The sequence below is a fragment of the Dysosmobacter segnis genome (assembly GCF_014297285.1).
In the GTDB taxonomy this organism is placed as follows: Bacteria; Bacillota; Clostridia; order Oscillospirales; family Oscillospiraceae; genus Oscillibacter; species Oscillibacter segnis.
Window position 1 is genome coordinate 38375 of record NZ_JACOQI010000004.1, and the last position, 19692, is coordinate 58066.

Sequence of the window (19692 nt, forward strand, 5' to 3'; positions counted from 1 at the left end):
GGCCAAGGCGGACCTTGACCGGTTTCGGTGTTTTCGGGGCAAAACGAGGGTCATTTCTCCTACTCCGGCAGGGTGTAATGCCGCCCGGTGAGGACCAGCTCGCCCCGGTCCGTCAGCCGCCGGAGGAGCAGCGTCCCCTGCTCCGGCTCAAGGCCCAGCAGGCGGATGAAATCCTGGCGGCGGCCGGTGCCGTGCTCCTGCAGATAGGCCCGGATGATGTCCAGATGGTCATCGGGGTCCGCCACCGCCCCGGCGGGGTAGTACCGGGTGCCCACCCGCACCAGCCTGCCCGCCTCCCGCAGTTCCAGAAGGTACTGCCGGGCAGTGCTTTTGGACACGCCCAGCCGCTCCATGACCGCTTCACGGGTCAGCCAGCCCTGCTCCTCGGCCTGAGCCATCAAAAGCTGGGCCCGATCCCCCTGACGGACCCAGGTGTGGAGGTTCCGCAGGTTCACATGCTCCAAGCCGCCCCGGATCAGCGCCGTGCGGGTGACGGTGGTCAGCCGGGAGAGGTCCATGGGCCGCCCGGTGGTGGGTGCGGTAAAGACCCGCGGCTCCGCGGGGTCCTTGCGGCGGTCCCAAGCGTCCAGCAGCAGCCGCCGCAGACGGCTGCCCATGGAGACCGTCCGGTCCGGCAGGCGGATGAGGTTCTGGTCGAAATCCACCTGCCCCCAGGTGAGGGAGGCGATCTCTCCGGGCTGCATCTGGAGCTTCCAGCCCATCCAGAGGGCCAGTCCGGCGGGAGACGAGCCCTCCTGCTGGATCACACGCCAGAGAAGATACTCCGCCTCGTCCCGCTGGGCCAGAGGATTTTCCGGCGCGGCGGGTTTGGTGAGATAGGGCGAGAAGGCATCCCGCAGGGTGGACACCGCCATGCCGCTGACCCTGGCCACATAGGGCCAGTCATGGGTCTGAAGCTGGCGGATCACAAAATCGTGGCGCAGGTCCATGAGGTTGACCTTCTGGCCCTCGCTGTCCAGCGCCAGCCGGGACAGCCGGGAAATGGACTCCGGCGGCATAGGCTTCTTGCTGCGCTCGGAGATCACCACATGGGGGTCCCGGAGGGCACAGCGAACGTGCCGCTCCCGGAGGCAGGCTTCCGTGGAGGGTTCCAGCGGGACCGTGCGGTCCGGGAGTTGAATGGCCTTGCCCTCAAAGTCCACCTGATCCCAGCGGAGTTCTGTGATCTCGCTCCGGCTCAAGCCCTCCAGCCAGGCCAGACGGAGAATGGCCCCCTCCGGGCTGTGGGGGTGCCGCTCCAAAATGCGCAGCATGGCGGCCGCGTCCGGCCGATTGAACGTGTGTCCCATGGAAAAGCCTCCCATCTGTCGCCGCAGAAACAGCGCCGCGGCGGAACGATCGTCTGCCGCGGGGATGGAAGGACAAAATGATGATTTTGTAATAGGATGCCGGAAAAGTACGGTTTCCGGTGGGATACCGGGCGCAGCTCCCGCCGTTTTACCGGGCCAAGCACACAAAAAGGCATGTTGAACAGACGGGGCCTGTTCTGACCGGAGGTCCCGTCTGTTCAGCACGCCGCAAAGCGAAGAACGTCTTGCTTTTTCTTAATTTTTCAAGTAAACTTTCAGTTGTCGGCGGGGACCGGCGGCTTTTTTGCCGCCGATATGTGACAAAATCATCATTTTGTCTAACAGAGCAGTCCCAGCCGTTCCAGCTGCCGCAGATGCTCCGTGCCGGTGGTCAGCAGGTAGATCCGAGTGGTCTCGATGGAGCTGTGACCCAAAATATCCGCCAGCTTCACTACGTCCTGACAGGCCCGGTAAAAGGTCCGGGCGAACAGGTGCCGCAGATTGTGGGGAAAGACCTTTCCCGCCGCCACACCGGCGGCGCGGCACAGCCGCTTCATCTCCGCCCAGATCTGTGTGCGGGACAACCGTTTTCCGCCTCCGGTGAGAAAGATCTCGCCGGAGGTGATTTTTTGTTTCCGGGCGTATTGCAGCAGCCGACGGCACAGTCGGTCAGGAAGAAAAATAGTACGGACCTTGCCCTTTAAGGCAACATCCGTCCGCCCCCGGCAGGCGGCCTCCACCGTGATATACGGAACTTCGCCCACCCGGATGCCCGTGGCGCAGATGGTCTCCATCACCAACGCCAGCCGCTCCCGACCCAGCGTTCGGGCGGTGCGGACCAATGCCCGGTATTCTCCACGGTCCAGTTCCCGTTCAGCCTCCCGGAAGCTGCGGCGCTGAAGCCGCAGGACCTTTACCCGGCACTCCGGCCGCCCAGCAAAATCAAAGAACCGATTAAGTCCCGCCAGCATGGCGTTGACGGTGGCGGGGGCGTATTGGGCCGTTAGCCGAGCCTTCCATGTCAGGACCAGGCCCCGATCCACCGCGCCGCCGCTCCATCGTGCGAAGGCCCGGATGCTCCGCACATAACTCTCCGCCGTGCCGTGGCTGTATTCCCGGCGGAGGAGTTCTCTTCGGAAACCATCCACCGTCCGCTCCGTGACAAGCTCCATTCCCTTTTTCTGTTTCATGTTTCTTCCCCCTCCCAGCATATCCGCCGGTGATCTCCGACATCTTTCCTTATTTTCACACAGGAACCGCTGGGTGTGAACCTCTATTTCACCGTATATCGCCATTAGGAAAAGGCCGCCCGATCAGGGCGGCCTTCTTGTCTGCGGCGGCTGTGGGGAGTATGCTGTTGCATAGATCAGAGAAAAAACACGGTTCTCAGAGACCGTCGTCAATAAAATGGGAGGATACAGATGGAGACACAGGAGCGCTTGCGCCGGATCGACCCCGCCCGGCTGACAGCTTTTCAGGCGGAGCTTTTGCGGAAGGAATACAGCGTCGGAACAGCGGAGAACTATCTCCGGGCAGTCCGGGCCTTTGCCCGGTGGAGCGGTGGCGAGGTGGAGCGGGGGCTGGTCCTGACATGGAAGGCGCAGCTCACAGCCCGGTATGCCCCTGCCACCGTCAATGCCATGCTGGCAGGTATCAACCGCTTTTTCGCCTTTATGGGCTGGCCGGAATGTAAGGTGAAGGCGCTGCGGCTCCAGCGCCGCAGCTTCCGGGAGGCGGAACGGGAACTGGACCGGGAAGAATACCGCACGCTGGTCCGCACCGCCAGAACGCTGGGGAGGGAGCGGCTGGCGCTGGTGATGGAGACTATCTGTGCTACGGGCATCCGGGTGGGCGAAGTTCCGTATATCACGGTGGAGGCTCACCGCCGTGGAAAGGCGGTGGTGGCCCTGAAGGGTAAGGTCCGCACGATCCTGCTGCCGGAGAAGCTGTGCAAAAAGCTCTTAAAATACGTAAAACGGCAAAAAATCACCTCCGGTGAGGTATTCCTCACCGGAGGCGGAAAACGTCTTTCCCGGGTGCAGATCTGGGCGGAGATGAAGCGGCTGTGCTGCGCTGTCGGCGTGGCGGCGGATAAGGTCTTCCCCCACAATCTGCGGCACCTGTTCGCCCGGACCTTTTACCGGGCCTGTCAGGACGTAGTGAAGCTGGCGGATATTCTGGGCCACAGTTCCATCGAGACCACACGGATCTACCTGCTGACCACCGGCACGGAGCATCTGCGGCGGCTGGAACGTCTGGGGCTGCTCTGTTAGACAAAATAACCCTTTTGTTATCTGCGCAGCGCCAAAAGAAAAGCGCCGCCCCACATCGACAACCTAATTTTACTGAAAAGCAGCGGAAAAAGCAAGGGAAATCCCGCTTTGAACGCACTGAATGAGATCGGTTCTGAAACTTTTAAAACCGATCTCATTCAGTGCGGCTTTTTTCGCTTCCACCCCGATTCGTTTGGTTCCGTGGGCGGCCTGCGGCCCTCGTCAGAGGGCGAATATTTACAAAAGGGTTATTTTGTATACGCCCCATCGGCCTTGATTTTTCCCGCCGGGACTCCCGGCGGAGAAGGGGAGGTCCCGGAATGGGGTATACATTCAAACGGCCGGACCCGGCTGCTATGGAGCGGATACTGACTCAGTTCCCGTACAGCCCGGAAGGGGCCATTCTCCGTCTGGCGTGGCTGGAGGGCCTGAGCCGGGAGGAGATCGCCGCCCTCACCTGGGATCAGGTGCAGTTTGAGGGCAATGCCCTGACCCTTCCGGATCGGACCGTCCCGCTGGCCCCCTCCGCGGAGGACTGCCTCCGGGAGCGCTATCGCCTGTACGCCCAGCGGGACCCCCATGTCATCATTTCCGACCGATATCAGCGGCCCATGCCGCCGGAGTCCGTCTCCCGGCTGGCCCGGACCGCGCTGGACACCGAGGGCCAGAAGGTCAGTCTCAAGGATCTCCGTCAGGACTTCGTCATCCGCCAGCTTCAGACTCATGACTGGACCTACGCCGCCCGGGTCAGCGGCATGGCGGTCTCCACCCTCCGGGGTTCCTTTTCCCAATACTTCCAAGACCACCGGGACGCCGCGCCGGAGCTGCCGCCGGACAGCGAATATCTCCTCTGGCGGATCGTTCAGCAGGAGGGCAGCTCCGTGGTAGGACTGGCTCTCTGGATGGGCTGGAAGCTTCAGATGCAGCCGGGAGAAATTCTGAATCTCACATGGTCGCAGGTGGATCTGGACCGGGGTCTCCTGCGCCTGCCGGACCGGGAAATCCCCATGGGCAGCCGCCTCAGCCGCCTGCTGGGAGATGTCTGCGACCACCGCAAGGACCCCGCTCAGGACCGTGTCCTCCTGACCCCCGGCACCGGAAAGCCCATGGACCTGGCCCGCCTCTCCACCGTGATCCGCACTGCCCTGATCCGGGGCGGGCTGGAACAGCTCAGCTTAGGGGATCTGAGCCGCCTCAGCCGCCGGGGCAGCCAACGTCAGACCGTGCTGGCCCGTCTCTCCGCAGTCGGCTCCATGACCCGCGAGGAGGTCATGGACCTACTGGGCGTGTCCAAAAGCGCCGCGCTGAAGCTGCTGAACCAGCTCCGTCAGGACGGAGCCGTGGTCCGTATAGGCGGGTGCTACTACCCGGCGGGGGCCGTGGTCCTGCCGGAGGACCAGTCCGCCGCGGTGACGGCCTACCTCGCCGCTCACGGCACCGCCGTTCGGAAGGAGCTGGCGGAGCTTCTGAATCTGCCCCCCGCCCAGTGTACGGCGCTGCTGCGGCGCATGGCAGACCGGGGCGAGCTCCTCCTCACCGGCAAGCGGTACGCCCTGCCCCCCAAGGAAAAGCCCCTTGAAACGAACTGAATATTGCCACGTTTGCAAACAACAAAAAGTGCGGAAATTACGTTATTTCCGCACTTTTTTACATCTGCATTACGAACCGGGCGAATCTATTTACATCCCGGCCGGGGCCTGTTACATTAGGCTTGCGAAACAGAACCGCGGGCAAACTGCCTCCAAGCTCCGTGCTTGGTGTAGGCCTGCACATCGCAGGTTCGGCTAGCCCCGACACGAAACCCGGAACCGGGGGCGGGGAGATCCAAGGGAATGTTTCGACATTTTATCAAGGAGGAAATCCCATGAAGAAGTTCCTTTCTCTGGTACTGGCTCTGGTGATGACCATGTCTCTGGTCACCGTCAGCGCTGGTGCCAAGGACTTCACCGACAACGACAAGATCACTTATGATGAAGCCGTTGCCGTGATGTCCGCCGCAAAGGTCATCGACGGCTATGCCGAAGGTGACTTCCGTCCCACCAACACCCTGACCCGTGGCGCTGCCGCCAAGATCATCTGCAACCTGATCCTTGGCCCCACCACCGCCTCTGCTCTGGTGGCTGACGCCGCTCCTTACAAGGACGTTCCCACCAACAGCACCTTCGCTGGCTACATCGCTTACTGCCAGAAGGAAGGCATCATCTCCGGTTACGCTGACGGCACCTTCAAGCCCGGCAACACCCTGACCGGCTATGCTTTCATGAAGATGCTGCTGGGCGCTCTGGGCTATGACTCTGCCATCGAGGGCTACACCGGCGCCAACTGGTCCATCGCTGTTGCCAAGCAGGCCATCAACGCCGGCCTGAACAACAGCCTGAAGGGCAGCTTCAACGGCGTCAAGGCTGTGACCCGTGAAGAGGCTTGCCTGTATGCCTTCAACACCCTGAAGGCTACCATGGTCGAGTATGACAACCGCATCGTTGTCGGCGAGGGCAGCTCCGCTGTTGCCATCTCCGGCGTCCGTAAGGACCTGACCTGGAACAAGGGCACCCTGAACGACGGCAAGATCAAGAAGGACGGCTATGTCCAGTTCGGCGAGCAGTACTTCGAGAAGCTGACCCGCACCGATGACACCGACGACTTCGGCCGGCCCGCCAGCAAGTGGACCTATGACAAGAAGGACGTCGGCACCTATGTCAACTATGACCTGCTGGTCTCTGAGTACACCACCAAGGTCAAGGGCGGCAATGTCTATTCCGACATCGGCTCCGTGGCTGCTGACTATGATCTGACCTACTATGTCGACGGCGTGAAGCTGGAGAAGGATGCTGTCAAGACTCAGTCCTCCTACATTGCCAAGAAGAACGACGACAAGATGGGCGATTCCGGCAACGGCGTTCTGACCCAGATCTTCGTGGACAACGACGACGAGGCTCTGACTATCGTTGAGATCAACACCTATCTGGCTAAGACCGACGATTACAACGAGAAGAAGGAAACCCTGAAGTTCAACGAGATCTATGGTTACGGCGATGTGAAGCTGACCAAGAAGCTCGTCAAGGCTGTTGAGGCCGTCGAGCTGGACGACATCGCTTCCATCAAGGACTACAAGGACGGCGATATGGTCCTGCTGACCATCGCTAACGGCGAGGTCAAGACCATCACTCCTGCCGAGACCGTGAAGGGCACCGAGATTGACGAGTTCTCCAAGCAGGATTATGTCAACGCCGGCCAGAAGTACAGCTACGCCGCTACCGGCAAGCTGGATGGCTCCTTCGGCATTGATGAGTTGAACAATTACGACAACAAGAACCTGGACGACAAGACCTTCGATCTGTATCTGGATCAGTACGGCTACCTGATCGGCATTGAGCAGGTTGAGGATGACGTGGAGTACGTCTTCATCACCTCCTATGAGGTCACCAGCAAGTGGATGACCAACCGCACCGCCAAGGCCACCGCCATCTTCGAGGACGGCACCACCAAGGACATCGAGGTCAACCTGAAGAAGTCCGATGATGACGTTGTCACCGATTGGACTGCGGGCGAGAAGGGCAAGACCAACGAGAACCGCTGGTATGAGTACACCGTGAAGAACGACTCCTACGAGCTGACTCTGGCTGCCACTCAGATCCACGACACCGACACCGATAAGATCGACTCCAAGCACGTCAGCCAGAAGGGCTTTAACACCGCTACTCAGAAGGCTGATAGCAATTACTACTACGGCAATGCCGACACCAACTACATCACCGTCAGCATTGATGATGTGAATGACAAGGTTGCTGTTGACAAGGTCGAGAGCGTTGTCAAGGGCGTGAAGAACGTCAGCATCAACGTCTGGGATAAGGCCAAGGCCAAGACTGAGGCTGAGCTGCCCAACGCTACGGACGTGACCTATGGCATCTACACCGTCTACGAGAAGAACAAGGCTTATGCCCGCGCTTCCATCGTGGTGGGCGATGACGGTTCCGTCAGCGATCGTTATGCTTACCTGTATGACGAGCCCAACTACGAGCGCTACAACAAGTCCGAGGACGTCTACTATTGGGAGATGGACGCTGTCATCGACGGCGTGAAGACCACTGTTACCTTCAAGTCCGACCTGCCCTTCAAGGATACCGTTCTGGACACCATGGGCGTTGAGGGCGGCATGTTCAAGCTGTCCTACGATAAGGACGGTTATGCCGTTGACGCCGATAAGCTGAAGGAAGGCATTGATAACGACTACATCCTGCTGTCCAAGTACAATAACCAGAAGCCCGATGATCTGAACATCATTACCAATAAGGGTGAGTTCACTTCTGAGAAGGTTCAGGTTGAGAAGGACACCCTGTGGATCACCGATCAGACCGCAAAGCGCGGCTTCGCTCTGGCCGACAAGTGCCCCGCTGTCATCGTTGAGCTGAACAAGGACAGCAAGGGTAACTGGGAGATCGACGATACCGTCGAGTACACCACCGTTGAGAAGGCTGTCCGCTCCATGGAGACCTATGACACCAAGGATAAGTTCGCAACCTTCGAGGGCGAGATCTACCTGATGTTCAAGGACGGCATTGTGTCCAGTGTTGTTCTGGTTGACAAGGTTGCCAAGGACGGCCACATCAAGGACAACACCACCGGCAAGATCACCGAGGCCGCTATCTCCAAGGATGCTTCCGGCAAGCTGGTTGCCACTTGGACCGATAACAATGCATATGCAGGCTCCAAGTACGTTGTTGACTTCTATCTGGTTGACGGCACCAAGGAGTATCTGAAGGATTCTGTTACCGGCGTCAGCGGTAACAAGGACGATCATTCTGAGATTTCTTCTGCCATCGCTCAGAACGGCGACTACTATGCTGTGATTCGCATTCTGGACAAGGACGGCAAGGTTGTGGCTTCTGCTACTACCGCTGTCAAGGGTTTCGCATTCTAATTTAGATTAGATATTAGCGATTCCAACTAAAGAGAAGCCCCCGGACGAAAGTCCGGGGGCTTCTCTTTTCAAACAGCCGCATCAATTAAAGCCAGATAGTAGTATTTTTTACCGGTTTCGTTAAATTGTGTCGGCGCGTAGTCGTTCCGGCTATACCATTGTACCTGTGCTGCACCCCAAGTGACAGCGTTCACCCAGTTGTCGTTGGTTGCTGCGCCTTGTGCCCAAGTACAGGGCCGCAGCATACGGAGATTTATATCCATATCAGCGGTTTGCTTTTCCTCCTGTACAATGACCAGCACGGGCTTTCCGTCAAAGGTCAGCTTGTTGGGATTCGCGCTGCCGGATTTGCCGCTTCCTGTGTATGTGCCGTATACGATCTTGCAGTTTCCGCAGCTGGCCAGCGCCGTTTGCAGCGCCGCCACGCCGTCGGCGTTGCTTTTCAGCGCCGTGTCGATCTTGTCCCAGTTGTCGTTGAACTCCGTGTGCAGGATGCGGTCCTCCGGGTCCCAGCGCTTCAGGCCGTAATTGCTTGTGTTTTCCATGCGATTCCTCCTTGTTATGCAGTCGTAACGAATTGCATCTGCCATATTCGCCTCCCCCGCCCGCGGAAAAAGATCGCACGAAGCCGTGCAGCGTTGGTGCAAAATTGCTGCAACACTTTTCATTTCCCTCAAAACATGACAAAAAAAGCCCCGAAGGAAAACCTTCGGGACTTTTTCAGTCGATTGATTCGATTCAGCCGCTTTTAGTCGGTGACGTAGGGCAGCAGAGCGATCTGACGGGCACGCTTGATGGCCTCAGTCAGCTCACGCTGATGCATGGCGCAGGTGCCGGTGGTCCGACGGGGCAGGATCTTGGAACGCTCAGAAATGAAACGACGCAGCTTGGCGGCGTCCTTATAATCAATGCACTCGCACTTCTCGGCGCAGAACTGGCAGACCTTACGGCGCTTGTTGCCGCGTGCGGGACGGGCGGGACGAGCTTCACGATCGAAAGCCATGATTGCTTCCTCCTTATAGTAATATCAGAACGGCAGTTCGCCGTCATCCTCGCCGATCTCGGCGAAGTCAGAGCCGCTGGCGCTGAAATTGCTGGGAGCGGCGCTGTGGGAAGCGGGGGCGGGAGCATAACCGGGGTTGTAGCCGGAATTGTCGCCGCCGTCGCGCTTGGAATCCCCGAAATACACATTGTCGGCCACGACCTCGGCACTGCGGCGCTTGCCGCCGTCCTTGTCGGTCCAGTCCCGGATCTGCAGGCGGCCCTCCACCACGGCCATGCGGCCCTTGGTGAAGTACTTGCTCACAAATTCGGCGGTGTTGCGCCAGGCCACGATGTCAATGAAGTCCGTTTCCTTTTCGCCGGACTGGGACTTGAAGTCCCGGTCAACAGCCAGAGAGAAGGACGTCACCGCCGTACCGCTGCCGGTGCGCCGGAGCTCGGGGTCACGGGTCAGGCGACCCATGAGAATGATTCGATTCAGCATGTGCTGCTCCTTTACTCGCCCTTGCAGACGATCAGGGAACGCATGACGCCTTCGGCGATTCGCAGCTTACGATCCAGCTCGCGGGGGAATGCCGGGCCGCTGACGAAGGTCATGAGCACATAGTAGCCCTCGGTCTTGTAGTTGATGGGATAAGCCAGCTTGCGGTTGCCCCACTCCTCAACCACGACGTCAGAGCCGTTCTGCTCGGCCAGGGACTTGAAGTTCGCAACCTGAGCGGCGATAGCCTCCTCACCCTGTGCAGGGTCGAGCACATAGACGACCTCGTAATTGGCAGTAATCTTTGCCATATTTGCACCTCCTTTTGGACAAATGGCCCTCATTCTCAGATGAGGGCAAGGATTTACTTACATATTGCAAGCCTTATCATTATATCCGAAATACAGCAAATGTCAAGGAAAATATTGAATTTTTTCGAAAAAATCCGAATTGATGTAACTTTCCCCGGGAAAACGGTTAAAAAAAGCGGCAGGCCCCGGAAATCCGGGGCCTTGTTCCGCTCAACCGCTCAAATATTCGTTGGGGTCTACGGCCTTGCCGTCCTTGGTGACGGCGAAGTGCAGATGGGGCTGTCCGGACTCCGCCGCCGCGGTGGTCCCCACCGCGCCGATGATCTGCCCGGCGGACACCGGGTCCCCGGCCTCCACGTTGGGCTTGGCCTGGAGATTGGCATAGGTGGTCTGATAGCCGTTGTCATGCTCCAGCACCACGGTGGTGCCCATCAGGGGATCGTCCGTCACCGACAGCACCGCCCCTGCGGAGGCCGCCAGTACCGTGGTTCCCTGCTGAGCGGCGATGTCCACGCCGTTGTGGGTACGCCAATCTCCCAAAGTAGGACTGTATACCAGCTCCTCCATGGAAAAAGCCGTCAGCACATCCCCTCGGAGCGGGGCCACCACCAGACGGGGTGCTTCCGCCGCCACAGGCGTGTGATCCACCTCCACCTCCGGCAGCTCCTTGGTTTCCTTTGGCGGGACCGGCACCGGCGCCGGCTCCAAAGTCTCCACTGTCGGAAGCCGCACCTCCGGCATTTCCACCGGCTGCGACACGGGGACCTGAGGCGTCACCGCCTGCTGGGGCAGCGGGTCCTCCCGGTCCTGCAGCAGGACCCAGCCGCACACCCCCACCACCAGCAGGCACACCGCCAGCGTGCCGTAGAAGCCAATGCCCGAAAGTACGTTTTTCACCTTGTTTTCCATACAATACCTCCCTTCCTGTTCATAGGTACGGAAGGAGTATGGTCAAAAAATCCAAAGGCTATACCAAACCCGGCAATTTTCCACTGTCAGCGGCGCGGAAATGAGAAAAAAGCTTTTTTTCTCCGATACGATGTGGTATAGTTGGGAACGTACACAGAACTTCGCGTGGGAGGGGATCTCATGAACTACACCGGAAGCATGATCCTGTTTATTTTTCTCGTCCAGTTGGCGGCGTACACCCTCAAGTGGCTCATTGGGTTCGGGAATCCCCTGATCTCCGCGCCGCTGCTGGCCATGCGGCTGGACAACACCCTGATCACACCGGGCAGTCTGCTGCCGGATCTGGTCATCAACGGCCGGATCACCTGGCAAAACCGGAACAACTTCCGCTGGCGGGCCATCCTTCCCCTGCTGCTGGCCATGGTGGCCGGGGTGGTCCCCGGGACCTGGCTGCTGCGCTTCTCCCTGCCTTGGATTATCAAAACGGTTTTGGGCGGCGTTGTGGTATTTCTGGGACTGGAAATGGCCACTCGCCGGCTGCGCCCCATCCGCCCGGACCGTCGGGAGATCCCGTGGCTGCGGTATCTGGTGGCCTTCTTCTCCGGTATGTGCGCGGGGCTGTTCGGCATCAATATGTTTCTGGTAGCCTACCTTCAACGCACTGCCAAGGATTACGATGAATTCAAGGGCAGCATTTGCTTCCTCTTTCTGGGTGAAAACCTGTTCCGCACCGGGCTGTATCTCTGCACCGGGCTCCTGAACCGCTCCTCCCTGTGCTTCAGCCTTATCTCGCTGGCCGCCGCCTTCTGCGCCGCCCGGCTGGCCCGGCTCCTCTCCCCTCACATCAGCGGAGAGCGTCTGCAAAAGCTGTCCATCGTGTTTTTCCTGCTGGGCGGCGTCAGCATCATCGTGAAATCCGTTTTGCTGCATACATAAGAAACGCTCCCGCACCTTTTCGGTGCGGGAGTGTTTTTATCTCAAATTCGGAACAGCCGTCTGCCGTTTTCCCACGTCACGCGGGTCATTTCCTCCGCCGTCACGCCCTTCCACTCCGCCAGCTTTTCGATCACATAGGGGAGATAGCGGCTGTCATTCCGCTTGCCCCGCATGGGTACCGGAGCCATATAGGGAGCGTCCGTCTCCACCACCATCCGGTCCAGGGGCGTGATGGCCGCCACCTCCGGGGCCCGCTTTGCGTTTTTGTAGGTGATGGGCCCGTCGAAGCCCAGATACCAACCCCGCTTCAGCAGCTCCGCCGCCATCTCTGGTGAGCCGGAAAAGCAGTGGAACACGCCGGTGACGGTGGGAAATTCCTTGATGATGGCAAGACAGTCCCCGTGGGCCTCCCGATCATGGACGATCACCGGCAAATCCAGCTCCGCCGCCAGTGCCAGCTGCTTGCGGAATACCGTCTGCTGAAACGCTCTGGGCGGATTGTCCTCCCAGTAGTAGTCCAGTCCGATCTCCCCGATGGCCACCACCTTGGGCCGCTCCAAAAGCTGCCGCAGCTCCGTCAGGTCGCTGTCCTGAAAGCCGTCGCAGTCCTCCGGATGGACGCCCACGGCGGCGTACACATGCGGGTACCGTTCCGCCAGCTCTGCCGCCGCACGGGAGGAGGGCAGGTCGCATCCCGGGTCCAGCACCAGCCCCACGCCGACCCCCGGCATGGCGGAAAGGAGCGCATCCCGGTCGCTGTCAAAGCGGTCCGCGTCATAATGGGCATGGGTATCAAAAATCGGCATAATCCTCTACCTCGTTCGTTTTTTGTTCCAGTATACACGGAAAGCGGCCGTTTGAAAAGAAAAACCGTGGGAGGACCCACGGTTTTCCGAAGTTCATTCTGTTGGCTCCTTGGGCAGCGTCACCGTGATCACGGTTCCCTTCCCCGGCTGGCTTTCCAGCCGGAGGGTACCGTGGTGATACGCTACGGCGTGTTTCACGATGGACAGCCCCAGCCCCGTGCCACCAATGGCCCGGGAATGGCTCTTATCCACCCGGTAAAACCGCTCAAAGACCCGGCTCTGATCCCCCTCCGGGATGCCGATGCCGGTATCCCGAACCAAGAGGGTCACGTCCCGATCCGTTTCCGCCACCTCTACGGTGACGCTTCCGCCGGGGACGTTGTACTTCACGGCGTTCTCGCAGAGGTTTCGGGCGATCTCGTACAGCAGTCGCCGAACGCCGAAAACCGTTCCGGCGATGCCGGTCACGGAAATGTGCACCGCTTGTGCCGCCGCCTGTGCTGTCAGAGAGCGGGCCGCCTCCTGCGCCAACTCCAAAACGGATACCTGCTCATGGGGCAACGCACCGCCCTCGTCCAACTGGGACAGGCGGAGAATATCGTTGATCAGCGCCACCAGCCGGTCCGCCTCCTGATGGATGCGGCTCAGGAACCGGAGCTGGTCCTCCGGCTTCACCAGACCGTTTTCCAGCAATTCCGCGCTGCCGATAATGGACTGCAAGGGCGTTTTCAGTTCGTGAGACACGTTGGCGGTGAACTCCCGCCGCATCCGCTCGGCTTCCGCCTGCTCCGTCACATCAAAGGCCAGCAAAACCGTACCCAGCACCTTGCCGTTGGATTCGATACGGCTGAAATCAAGCTGGTATTCCCGGCCTCGCCGCTCTGCCCGCAGCTGACTGTGCCCGGTCTCGGCGGCAGCATGGATGGCGGCGGTCAGGTCCGGATGGCGGTCCACTGTCAAGAAATCCTGTCCTACGCAGGTACCGTCCGCATGAAACAGTGCTTGGGCCGCCGGATTGATGCTGAGGATGCGCCCGCCGTGGTCCAGCAGCACCAGACCTTCCCGCATACTGCCGGTGATCTGTTCAAATTCGTCCTGCCGCTGCCGGAGGTCTCTGGTCCGGTGGCGGATCTCCTGCTGCTGGGCGTAGACCCGCCCCAACAGCGGAGACAGCTCCTCATAGGCGTTGTTGTCCAGCGGGTGCTCCAGATCCAGCCGGTTCAGCGGCTCCACCACCCGTCGGGCCGCCCGGCTCGCCAAGAGTGCGGAAAGTCCCACCGCCAACAGTGCCACCACGATGACGGCGTGGAGCATCCCAAGAACCAGCATCCATACCGTTTTCTGACTGCCGGAAATGCGGAGCACAGAGCCGTCCGTCAGGCGCACCGCCTGATAGAGCATCTTTTCCGTCAGCGTCTCGGAATAGCGGGCGCTGCTGCCGCTGCCGCCGGTGAGCGCCTCCCGGATCTCCTCCCGCTGGCCATGATTTTCCATGGGCTGCGTATCCGTTCGGGTGTCATACAGCACTGTGCCGTCCGATGCCACCCAGGTCAGCCGCTCCGCCGTGTCCCGGACGCGGGCCAGATAGTCCGCGCCGTCCGCTTCCACCGCCGCCGCAGCCAGTGTCAGTTCTGTCTGAAGCTGCTGTTCCCGCACCGTGGCGAAATAGGTGTAAAGGCAGCCGGTGATCACCAGCAGCGATGCCAGCAGCACCGTCAGTGACGCCGCCAGAGTTGAACGAAAGATCTTCCCGGTCATAGGCCGATCTCCATACGGTAGCCCACGTTCCGAACGGTCTCGATCAGCTTGCCGTAGGCCCCTAACTTCTGCCGCAGGGTGCGGATGTGCATATCCAGTGTGCGGCTGTCATCCATGTACTCCATATTCCACACCTGTGTGAATAGCTGTTCTCTGGTGAATGCCATTCCCGGATGGGACAGAAACAGCCGCAAAAGCTCAAACTCCTTATAAGTGAGCTGGAGCCGCTGGCCGTCCGCCGTCACGGTGCGGCAGTCCAGGTCCATAGAAAGGCCCCCGGCAGAGAGCACATGGCCCGTATCGGCGGGATGACACCGCCGCAGCACCGCCTTCACCCGGGAAACCATCTCCATGACGCCGAAGGGCTTCACCAGATAGTCGTCGGCCCCTAAGTCCAGACTTTGAATTTTGTCATATTCCGCGCCCTTGGCCGTGGCCATGATGACGGGGATGTCCCGCAAGGCCGGTGCGGCCTTCATCTTTTTCAGCAGAGACACACCGTCCTCCCCCGGCAGCATCACGTCCAGCAGCACCAGCTCCGGCGTTTCCGTCTGCAGCGCCTCCCAGAAGGATGCTCCATCGTCAAAGCCTCTGGCCTCAAAGCCGGTGGATGTCAGGGCGTACAGCTCAATATCCCGGATACTGGCGTCGTCCTCCACGCACCAGATCATAGCAATCTCCTTATGTCAGTGTGATTTCGTCCTTGTGGGTCCCGGTCACGGAGTAAATGACCCACTCGGCAATGTTCGTGGCGTGATCGCCGATGCGCTCGTAGTACTTGGCGATCATCAGCAGGTCCAGGGCGTATTCGCCGTCTGCCGGGTCCGCCGCGATCTTTCCGATCAGGCTCTGCTTGACCCGGGCAAACTGCTCGTCCACAACGTCATCCGCCGCGATGACCTTTTTCGCCAACATTATATCACATTTCACATAGGCGTCCACACTTTCCGTCACCATTTGTATGACCGCCTTCGCCATTTCCTTCAAAAGGGCGTCGTTTTCCGCCTGCCTCCCGTCTAAAAAGGCTACGATCTCTGCGATGTCCTCCGCCTGATCGCCGATGCGCTCCATGTCGGTGATCATCTTCAATGCGGCGGAGATCTGCCGCAGATCCCGGGCCACCGGCTGCTGCCGCAAAAGCAGCTTCAGGCAGAGGTTTTCGATCTCCCGCTCCTTGTGGTCGATCTCGCTGTCCAGAGGAGCTACCTTGGAGGCCAGCGCCGTGTCCCCCTCCGTCAGCGCCTGAGAGGACAGGGCGATGACCTCCTCGCACAGCGCCCCCATCTCGATCATCTCGTGGTTGAGCTGCAAAAGCTGTTCGTCGAATTTACTGCGCATCTTACCCAAACCTCCCGGTGATGTAATCCTCCGTCCGTTTGTCGGCGGGGGTGGAAAACAGCTGCTCTGTCTTGCCGAACTCCACCAGCTCCCCCAGCAGGAAAAAGGCGGTGTTGTCGGAAATACGGGCGGCCTGCTGCATATTGTGGGTCACCATGACCACGGTGTACTGGCTTTTCAGCTCCGCCGCCAGATCCTCAATTTTAGAGGTGGAGATGGGATCCAGAGCGCTGGTGGATTCGTCCATCAGCAGCACCTCCGGCTCCACCGCCAAAGCCCGGGCGATGCACAGCCGCTGCTGCTGACCGCCGGAAAGCCCCAAGGCGCTTTTCTTCAGCCGGTCCTTTACCTCGTCCCAGATAGCGGCGGAACGCAGAGAGTTCTCCACAATCTCGTCCAGCTTCACCCGGTTTCGGATGCCGTGGGTCCGGGGGCCGTAGGCCACGTTATCGTAAATGCTCATAGGGAATGGGTTGGCCTTCTGAAACACCATGCCGATCTGCTTGCGGAGCCATGTGGGGTCCACAGAGCTGCCGTAGAGGTCCTGTCCGTGGAAATCCACCTCGCCGGTGATCTTCACCGAGGGGATCAGGTCGTTCATCCGGTTCAGCGTCCGCAGGAAGGTAGACTTGCCGCAGCCGGAGGGACCGATGAAGGCGGTGATCTCGTGTTCGGGAATGGCGATGGATACATCGTGGAGGGCATGGTTGGGGCCATACCAGAGATTCAGTTTTTTTGCTTCCAAAATCGGTTCCATAGGGTCTCCTCAATTCTTTTTCAGCTTCCGCCCCAGAAACACGGCGGAGAGGTTGATGAGCAGGGTCAACAGCATCAGAATGGTGGCGATGGAGAAGGCCACCGCCGTCTCGCCCCGTTCGTTGGCGTAGACGTACAAGGCCACCGTCAGCGTGGCGGAGGAGGAATGAAGGGCCGTGAAGAAATCGTTGAGCACCAGACCAAACCCGGCGGTGTACAGCAGCGCCGCGCTTTCCCCCACGATGCGGCCGACGGCCAAAATGCAGCCGGTGACGATGCCGTCGATGGCGTTGGACAGCACCACGGTACGGACCATGCGCCACTTTCCGGCCCCCAGCCCCAATGCTCCCTCCCGGTAGGACTGGGGTACGGTTTTCAGGCTCTCCTGAGTGGTGCGAAGAATGGTAGGTAGAATCATCACCACCAGAGTCAGTCCACCCGCCAGCACGCCTGCCTGCAAATTCATTTTCTGCACGAAAAACAGCATCCCTACCAGACCGAAAATAATGGAGGGGATCCCCGTCAGGGTCTCGGCAGCGAACTCAATGAGGCTCACCAGCCGCCGGTTTTCCGCGTACTCCGTCAGATAGATGGCGGCCCCCACGCCCAAGGGCAGAACGATGACCATGGCCGCCAAAATGATATACAGAGTGTTGAGAATGTTTGGTAAAATACCGATCGTATTCTTAATATAGCTGGTCTGGCCGGACAGCAGCTCCCAGGTCAGCCCCGGGATCCCCCGGCAGAAAATGTAGCCGATCAAAAACACCAGCAGCGCGCAGGTCAGTCCGGCGCATAGCCACACCAGCGCACGCATCCCCCGGTTGTAGACCCGGCGGCGAAGGGATAAGGTTTGTCCGTTCATGTCAGCCCTCCTTCCGGTTCTTAACGCACACGTTCAGAAACACATTGATGAGCATGATAAAGAGGAACAGCACCAGGCCGATGGAATAAAGCGCCTGCTGATACAGGCTTCCTACACTGGCGTAGGCCATGCCGGAGATAATGCCGGTGGTGAGAAAGCGCACCGGCGTAAACAGCCCCGGCATATTGGACACGTTGCCCGCCACCAGAATGATGGCCATCGCCTCACCGATGGCCCGGCCCACGCCCAGCACCACCGCCGCCGCGATGCCGCTGCGGGCGGCGTGGACGCTGACCCGGAAATAGGTCTCCATCTCCGCCGCGCCTAAGGCGAGACTGGCCTCCTCGTACTCCTTTGGAACGGCCCGGAGCGCCGTTTCCGACACGTTGATGATGGAGGGCAGGATCATAATAGCCAGCACGATCATAGCGGCCAGCAGGCAGGCGCCGGAGCTGAGGTGGAACAGGTTCCGGATGGCCGGCACCAGCACGATCATGCCCACCAGACCGTACACCACCGACGGGATGCCCGCTAACAGCTGTACCGCCGTGCGGATCACCGCCGCCAGCTTCGGTGGGGCCACCTTCGCCAGAAATACAGCAGTCAGCAGTCCCACAGGAACGCCGATGACAATGGCACCGGCAGTGCCGTAAACAGAGGTCAGGATAAAGGGCAGAATTCCGTACTGTGCGCCGGTGGTGGTGTTGGTGGGGTCCCAGACCTTGCCCAACAGGAATTGAAACAGGCCGATCTGCCGAATGGCGGGCAGACCGGAGAGAATCAGATAAATGCTGATGAGCAGCACAAAGGCCACCGCCACGATGCCGCACAGCAAAAAAATCAAATGGATGATCTGTTCCACGGTTTTGCGGGCGCGGTAGCTGCTCCGCTCCGGTGTATGCGGGGGATTTGTAATACTTTCCACCGCGTTGACGGCGGTCAAAATTACGTCAGAGTCCATGCTAGGCTCCTTTCTTGTTTTTCACGGGAACAGCCTCCACCCACAGCTATGGATGGAGGCGGACTTGTCATGCTGCGGGAAGAAGGGGTGTGTGCGGGGAACCCAGGAAGGGTTCCCTGCACTTTTTTAATCGCCCGGATTTCAGCCTTTGCTGAAATCCATGCCTGTCGCTGAATTTATTTCGCGACAGGCACCGCACCAGCAGCCTTGATCAGCTGGCTGGCAGCGGAAGAGGTAGCGTAGTCGAAGAATGCCTGGGCTGCGGGAGACAGGTTCTCGCCGGTCTTGGTCACCAGCACGAAGGGCCGCTGAATGGCGTAGCTGCCGTCCAGAACGGTGGCTTCCGTGCAGGCCACGCCGCCTACGGTGACGGCCTTGACGGTGTTCTTACCCTCCACAGCGGAGAGGGATGCGTAACCGATGGCGTTGGGGTTGCCGGCAACCGCCTCGATGACGCCGCCGGTGGAGGTCAGCTCCTGATCCAGCTTGCAGGCATCCTTGGTGCCGGTGATGGACTCGAAGCCGTCCCGGGTGCCGCTGCCCGCCTCACGGCCGATGCAGGAGATGGTACCGGCGTCGCCGCCCACCTCGCTCCAGTCGGTGATCTCACCGGTGAAGATCTTGCCGATCTGCTCCACTGTCAGATCCGCCACCTTGCTGTCGGCATTGACGATGACAGCGATGCCGTCCAGCGCCACGATGGTCTCGGTCAGACCGCCGGCCTTCTCCTCGTCCTTCAGGGCGCGGGAGGCAAGGCCGATGTCGGCGCTGCCGTTGCTGGCAGCCTCAATGCCTGCGCCGGAGCCGGTAGGATCATAGGTGACGGTGACGCCGCTGTTGTCGGCCATGAACTGCTCACTCAGAGCGCCGATGACCTTTTCCATAGAGGTGGAGCCGTTGGTGGACACGCTGCCGGAGAGGGCGGCGGGAGCCTCCGTCTGCGCGCTGCTGTCCGTGTTGGTATCGGCGGGCGTTTCCGTCTTGGAGCCGCAGCCGGTGAGGGCCGCCAGGCTCAAGGCCAGGGTCAAAATCAATGCAAGTGTCTTTTTCATGTTTGTCTTCCTTTTT

At 59.8% G+C, this 19692-nt stretch carries 19 protein-coding genes; 4 read left to right on the forward strand and 15 right to left on the reverse strand.

The window, feature by feature from the left end; genetic code table 11:
• Positions 1-59: 59 nt before the first annotated feature.
• Positions 60-1310 carry a DeoR family transcriptional regulator gene (locus H8Z83_RS05840; RefSeq protein ID WP_187014199.1) on the reverse strand — a complete coding sequence of 417 codons (1251 nt, stop codon included), beginning with the start codon at positions 1308-1310 and terminating at the stop codon, positions 60-62.
• A 338-nt stretch (positions 1311-1648) separates the two neighbouring features.
• Positions 1649-2500, reverse strand: a complete 852-nt coding sequence (locus H8Z83_RS05845; protein WP_366463854.1) for a tyrosine-type recombinase/integrase — start codon at positions 2498-2500, stop codon at positions 1649-1651.
• A gap of 231 nt (positions 2501-2731) precedes the next feature.
• Between H8Z83_RS05845 and H8Z83_RS05850 the strand changes: the two genes are divergently transcribed.
• The 3 genes from H8Z83_RS05850 (at position 2732) to H8Z83_RS05860 (ending at position 8501) form a co-directional block, all read left to right on the forward strand.
• On the forward strand, positions 2732-3583 hold the full coding sequence (locus tag H8Z83_RS05850; RefSeq protein WP_187014200.1) for a tyrosine-type recombinase/integrase: 852 nt from the start codon (positions 2732-2734) through the stop codon (positions 3581-3583).
• 320 nt (positions 3584-3903) lie between these two features.
• Positions 3904-5172 (forward strand): DNA glycosylase AlkZ-like family protein, encoded by a 1269-nt coding sequence (locus H8Z83_RS05855; RefSeq protein ID WP_187014201.1) that lies wholly within the window; start codon positions 3904-3906, stop codon positions 5170-5172.
• A gap of 275 nt (positions 5173-5447) precedes the next feature.
• Positions 5448-8501, forward strand: a complete 3054-nt coding sequence (locus tag H8Z83_RS05860) for an S-layer homology domain-containing protein (protein ID WP_187014202.1) — start codon at positions 5448-5450, stop codon at positions 8499-8501.
• A gap of 68 nt (positions 8502-8569) precedes the next feature.
• Here the strand turns inward: H8Z83_RS05860 and H8Z83_RS05865 are convergent, their stop codons facing one another.
• The 5 genes from H8Z83_RS05865 to H8Z83_RS05885 all read right to left on the reverse strand — a co-directional run bounded on the left by H8Z83_RS05865 (position 8570) and on the right by H8Z83_RS05885 (position 11204).
• Positions 8570-9046 (reverse strand): hypothetical protein, encoded by a 477-nt coding sequence (locus H8Z83_RS05865; RefSeq protein ID WP_187014203.1) that lies wholly within the window; start codon positions 9044-9046, stop codon positions 8570-8572.
• 203 nt (positions 9047-9249) lie between these two features.
• On the reverse strand, positions 9250-9504 hold the full coding sequence (gene rpsR / locus H8Z83_RS05870) for a 30S ribosomal protein S18 (protein WP_187014204.1): 255 nt from the start codon (positions 9502-9504) through the stop codon (positions 9250-9252).
• Between the two features lie 24 nt (positions 9505-9528).
• Positions 9529-9987: a single-stranded DNA-binding protein gene (locus H8Z83_RS05875; RefSeq protein ID WP_187014205.1), complete on the reverse strand. Its 459-nt coding sequence runs from the start codon at positions 9985-9987 to the stop codon at positions 9529-9531.
• An 11-nt stretch (positions 9988-9998) separates the two neighbouring features.
• The gene (gene rpsF, locus H8Z83_RS05880) at positions 9999-10295 is read right to left on the reverse strand and encodes a 30S ribosomal protein S6 (protein WP_187014206.1); all 297 of its coding nucleotides are present in this window, start codon (positions 10293-10295) and stop codon (positions 9999-10001) included.
• A 210-nt stretch (positions 10296-10505) separates the two neighbouring features.
• Positions 10506-11204 carry a M23 family metallopeptidase gene (locus H8Z83_RS05885; protein WP_187014207.1) on the reverse strand — a complete coding sequence of 233 codons (699 nt, stop codon included), beginning with the start codon at positions 11202-11204 and terminating at the stop codon, positions 10506-10508.
• Positions 11205-11384: 180 nt separating this feature from the next.
• On the opposite strand from H8Z83_RS05885, the gene H8Z83_RS05890 reads away from it, so the two are divergent.
• Positions 11385-12140: a sulfite exporter TauE/SafE family protein gene (locus H8Z83_RS05890; RefSeq protein ID WP_187014208.1), complete on the forward strand. Its 756-nt coding sequence runs from the start codon at positions 11385-11387 to the stop codon at positions 12138-12140.
• Between the two features lie 41 nt (positions 12141-12181).
• On the opposite strand, the gene H8Z83_RS05895 is transcribed toward H8Z83_RS05890, so the two are convergent.
• The 8 genes from H8Z83_RS05895 to H8Z83_RS05930 all read right to left on the reverse strand — a co-directional run bounded on the left by H8Z83_RS05895 (position 12182) and on the right by H8Z83_RS05930 (position 19676).
• Positions 12182-12946: a TatD family hydrolase gene (locus H8Z83_RS05895; RefSeq protein WP_187014209.1), complete on the reverse strand. Its 765-nt coding sequence runs from the start codon at positions 12944-12946 to the stop codon at positions 12182-12184.
• Between the two features lie 93 nt (positions 12947-13039).
• Positions 13040-14704 (reverse strand): sensor histidine kinase, encoded by a 1665-nt coding sequence (locus H8Z83_RS05900; protein WP_187014210.1) that lies wholly within the window; start codon positions 14702-14704, stop codon positions 13040-13042.
• Positions 14701-15375 (reverse strand): response regulator transcription factor, encoded by a 675-nt coding sequence (locus tag H8Z83_RS05905; protein WP_187014211.1) that lies wholly within the window; start codon positions 15373-15375, stop codon positions 14701-14703. Before H8Z83_RS05905 ends, H8Z83_RS05900 begins: the two co-directional genes overlap by 4 nt.
• A gap of 10 nt (positions 15376-15385) precedes the next feature.
• The gene (phoU, locus tag H8Z83_RS05910; RefSeq protein ID WP_187014212.1) at positions 15386-16042 is read right to left on the reverse strand and encodes a phosphate signaling complex protein PhoU; all 657 of its coding nucleotides are present in this window, start codon (positions 16040-16042) and stop codon (positions 15386-15388) included.
• A 1-nt stretch (position 16043) separates the two neighbouring features.
• Positions 16044-16799 (reverse strand): phosphate ABC transporter ATP-binding protein PstB, encoded by a 756-nt coding sequence (gene pstB, locus H8Z83_RS05915; RefSeq protein WP_187014213.1) that lies wholly within the window; start codon positions 16797-16799, stop codon positions 16044-16046.
• Between the two features lie 9 nt (positions 16800-16808).
• Positions 16809-17663, reverse strand: a complete 855-nt coding sequence (gene pstA, locus H8Z83_RS05920; RefSeq protein WP_187014214.1) for a phosphate ABC transporter permease PstA — start codon at positions 17661-17663, stop codon at positions 16809-16811.
• A gap of 1 nt (position 17664) precedes the next feature.
• Positions 17665-18624: a phosphate ABC transporter permease subunit PstC gene (gene pstC, locus H8Z83_RS05925; protein ID WP_187014215.1), complete on the reverse strand. Its 960-nt coding sequence runs from the start codon at positions 18622-18624 to the stop codon at positions 17665-17667.
• A gap of 176 nt (positions 18625-18800) precedes the next feature.
• Complete coding sequence (locus H8Z83_RS05930) at positions 18801-19676, reverse strand: phosphate ABC transporter substrate-binding protein (protein ID WP_187014216.1); 876 nt, start codon at positions 19674-19676, stop codon at positions 18801-18803.
• Positions 19677-19692 lie beyond the last annotated feature (16 nt).

Bases quoted from the DNA above. Each gene is read 5' to 3' on its own strand.
- pstC (WP_187014215.1), bottom strand. From the start codon at position 18,624: ATGGACTCTGACGTAATTTTGACCGCCGTCAACGCGGTGGAAAGTATT.
- H8Z83_RS05895 (WP_187014209.1), bottom strand. From the start codon at position 12,946: ATGCCGATTTTTGATACCCATGCCCATTATGACGCGGACCGCTTTGAC.
- H8Z83_RS05860 (WP_187014202.1), top strand. From the start codon at position 5,448: ATGAAGAAGTTCCTTTCTCTGGTACTGGCTCTGGTGATGACCATGTCT.
- H8Z83_RS05850 (WP_187014200.1), top strand. From the start codon at position 2,732: ATGGAGACACAGGAGCGCTTGCGCCGGATCGACCCCGCCCGGCTGACA.
- H8Z83_RS05840 (WP_187014199.1), bottom strand. From the start codon at position 1,310: ATGGGACACACGTTCAATCGGCCGGACGCGGCCGCCATGCTGCGCATT.
- H8Z83_RS05855 (WP_187014201.1), top strand. From the start codon at position 3,904: ATGGGGTATACATTCAAACGGCCGGACCCGGCTGCTATGGAGCGGATA.
- pstB (WP_187014213.1), bottom strand. From the start codon at position 16,799: ATGGAACCGATTTTGGAAGCAAAAAAACTGAATCTCTGGTATGGCCCC.
- pstA (WP_187014214.1), bottom strand. From the start codon at position 17,663: ATGAACGGACAAACCTTATCCCTTCGCCGCCGGGTCTACAACCGGGGG.
- H8Z83_RS05845 (WP_366463854.1), bottom strand. From the start codon at position 2,500: ATGAAACAGAAAAAGGGAATGGAGCTTGTCACGGAGCGGACGGTGGAT.
- H8Z83_RS05885 (WP_187014207.1), bottom strand. From the start codon at position 11,204: ATGGAAAACAAGGTGAAAAACGTACTTTCGGGCATTGGCTTCTACGGC.
- H8Z83_RS05890 (WP_187014208.1), top strand. From the start codon at position 11,385: ATGAACTACACCGGAAGCATGATCCTGTTTATTTTTCTCGTCCAGTTG.
- H8Z83_RS05900 (WP_187014210.1), bottom strand. From the start codon at position 14,704: ATGACCGGGAAGATCTTTCGTTCAACTCTGGCGGCGTCACTGACGGTG.
- H8Z83_RS05865 (WP_187014203.1), bottom strand. From the start codon at position 9,046: ATGGAAAACACAAGCAATTACGGCCTGAAGCGCTGGGACCCGGAGGAC.
- rpsF (WP_187014206.1), bottom strand. From the start codon at position 10,295: ATGGCAAAGATTACTGCCAATTACGAGGTCGTCTATGTGCTCGACCCT.
- H8Z83_RS05905 (WP_187014211.1), bottom strand. From the start codon at position 15,375: ATGATCTGGTGCGTGGAGGACGACGCCAGTATCCGGGATATTGAGCTG.
- H8Z83_RS05875 (WP_187014205.1), bottom strand. From the start codon at position 9,987: ATGCTGAATCGAATCATTCTCATGGGTCGCCTGACCCGTGACCCCGAG.
- H8Z83_RS05930 (WP_187014216.1), bottom strand. From the start codon at position 19,676: ATGAAAAAGACACTTGCATTGATTTTGACCCTGGCCTTGAGCCTGGCG.
- phoU (WP_187014212.1), bottom strand. From the start codon at position 16,042: ATGCGCAGTAAATTCGACGAACAGCTTTTGCAGCTCAACCACGAGATG.
- rpsR (WP_187014204.1), bottom strand. From the start codon at position 9,504: ATGGCTTTCGATCGTGAAGCTCGTCCCGCCCGTCCCGCACGCGGCAAC.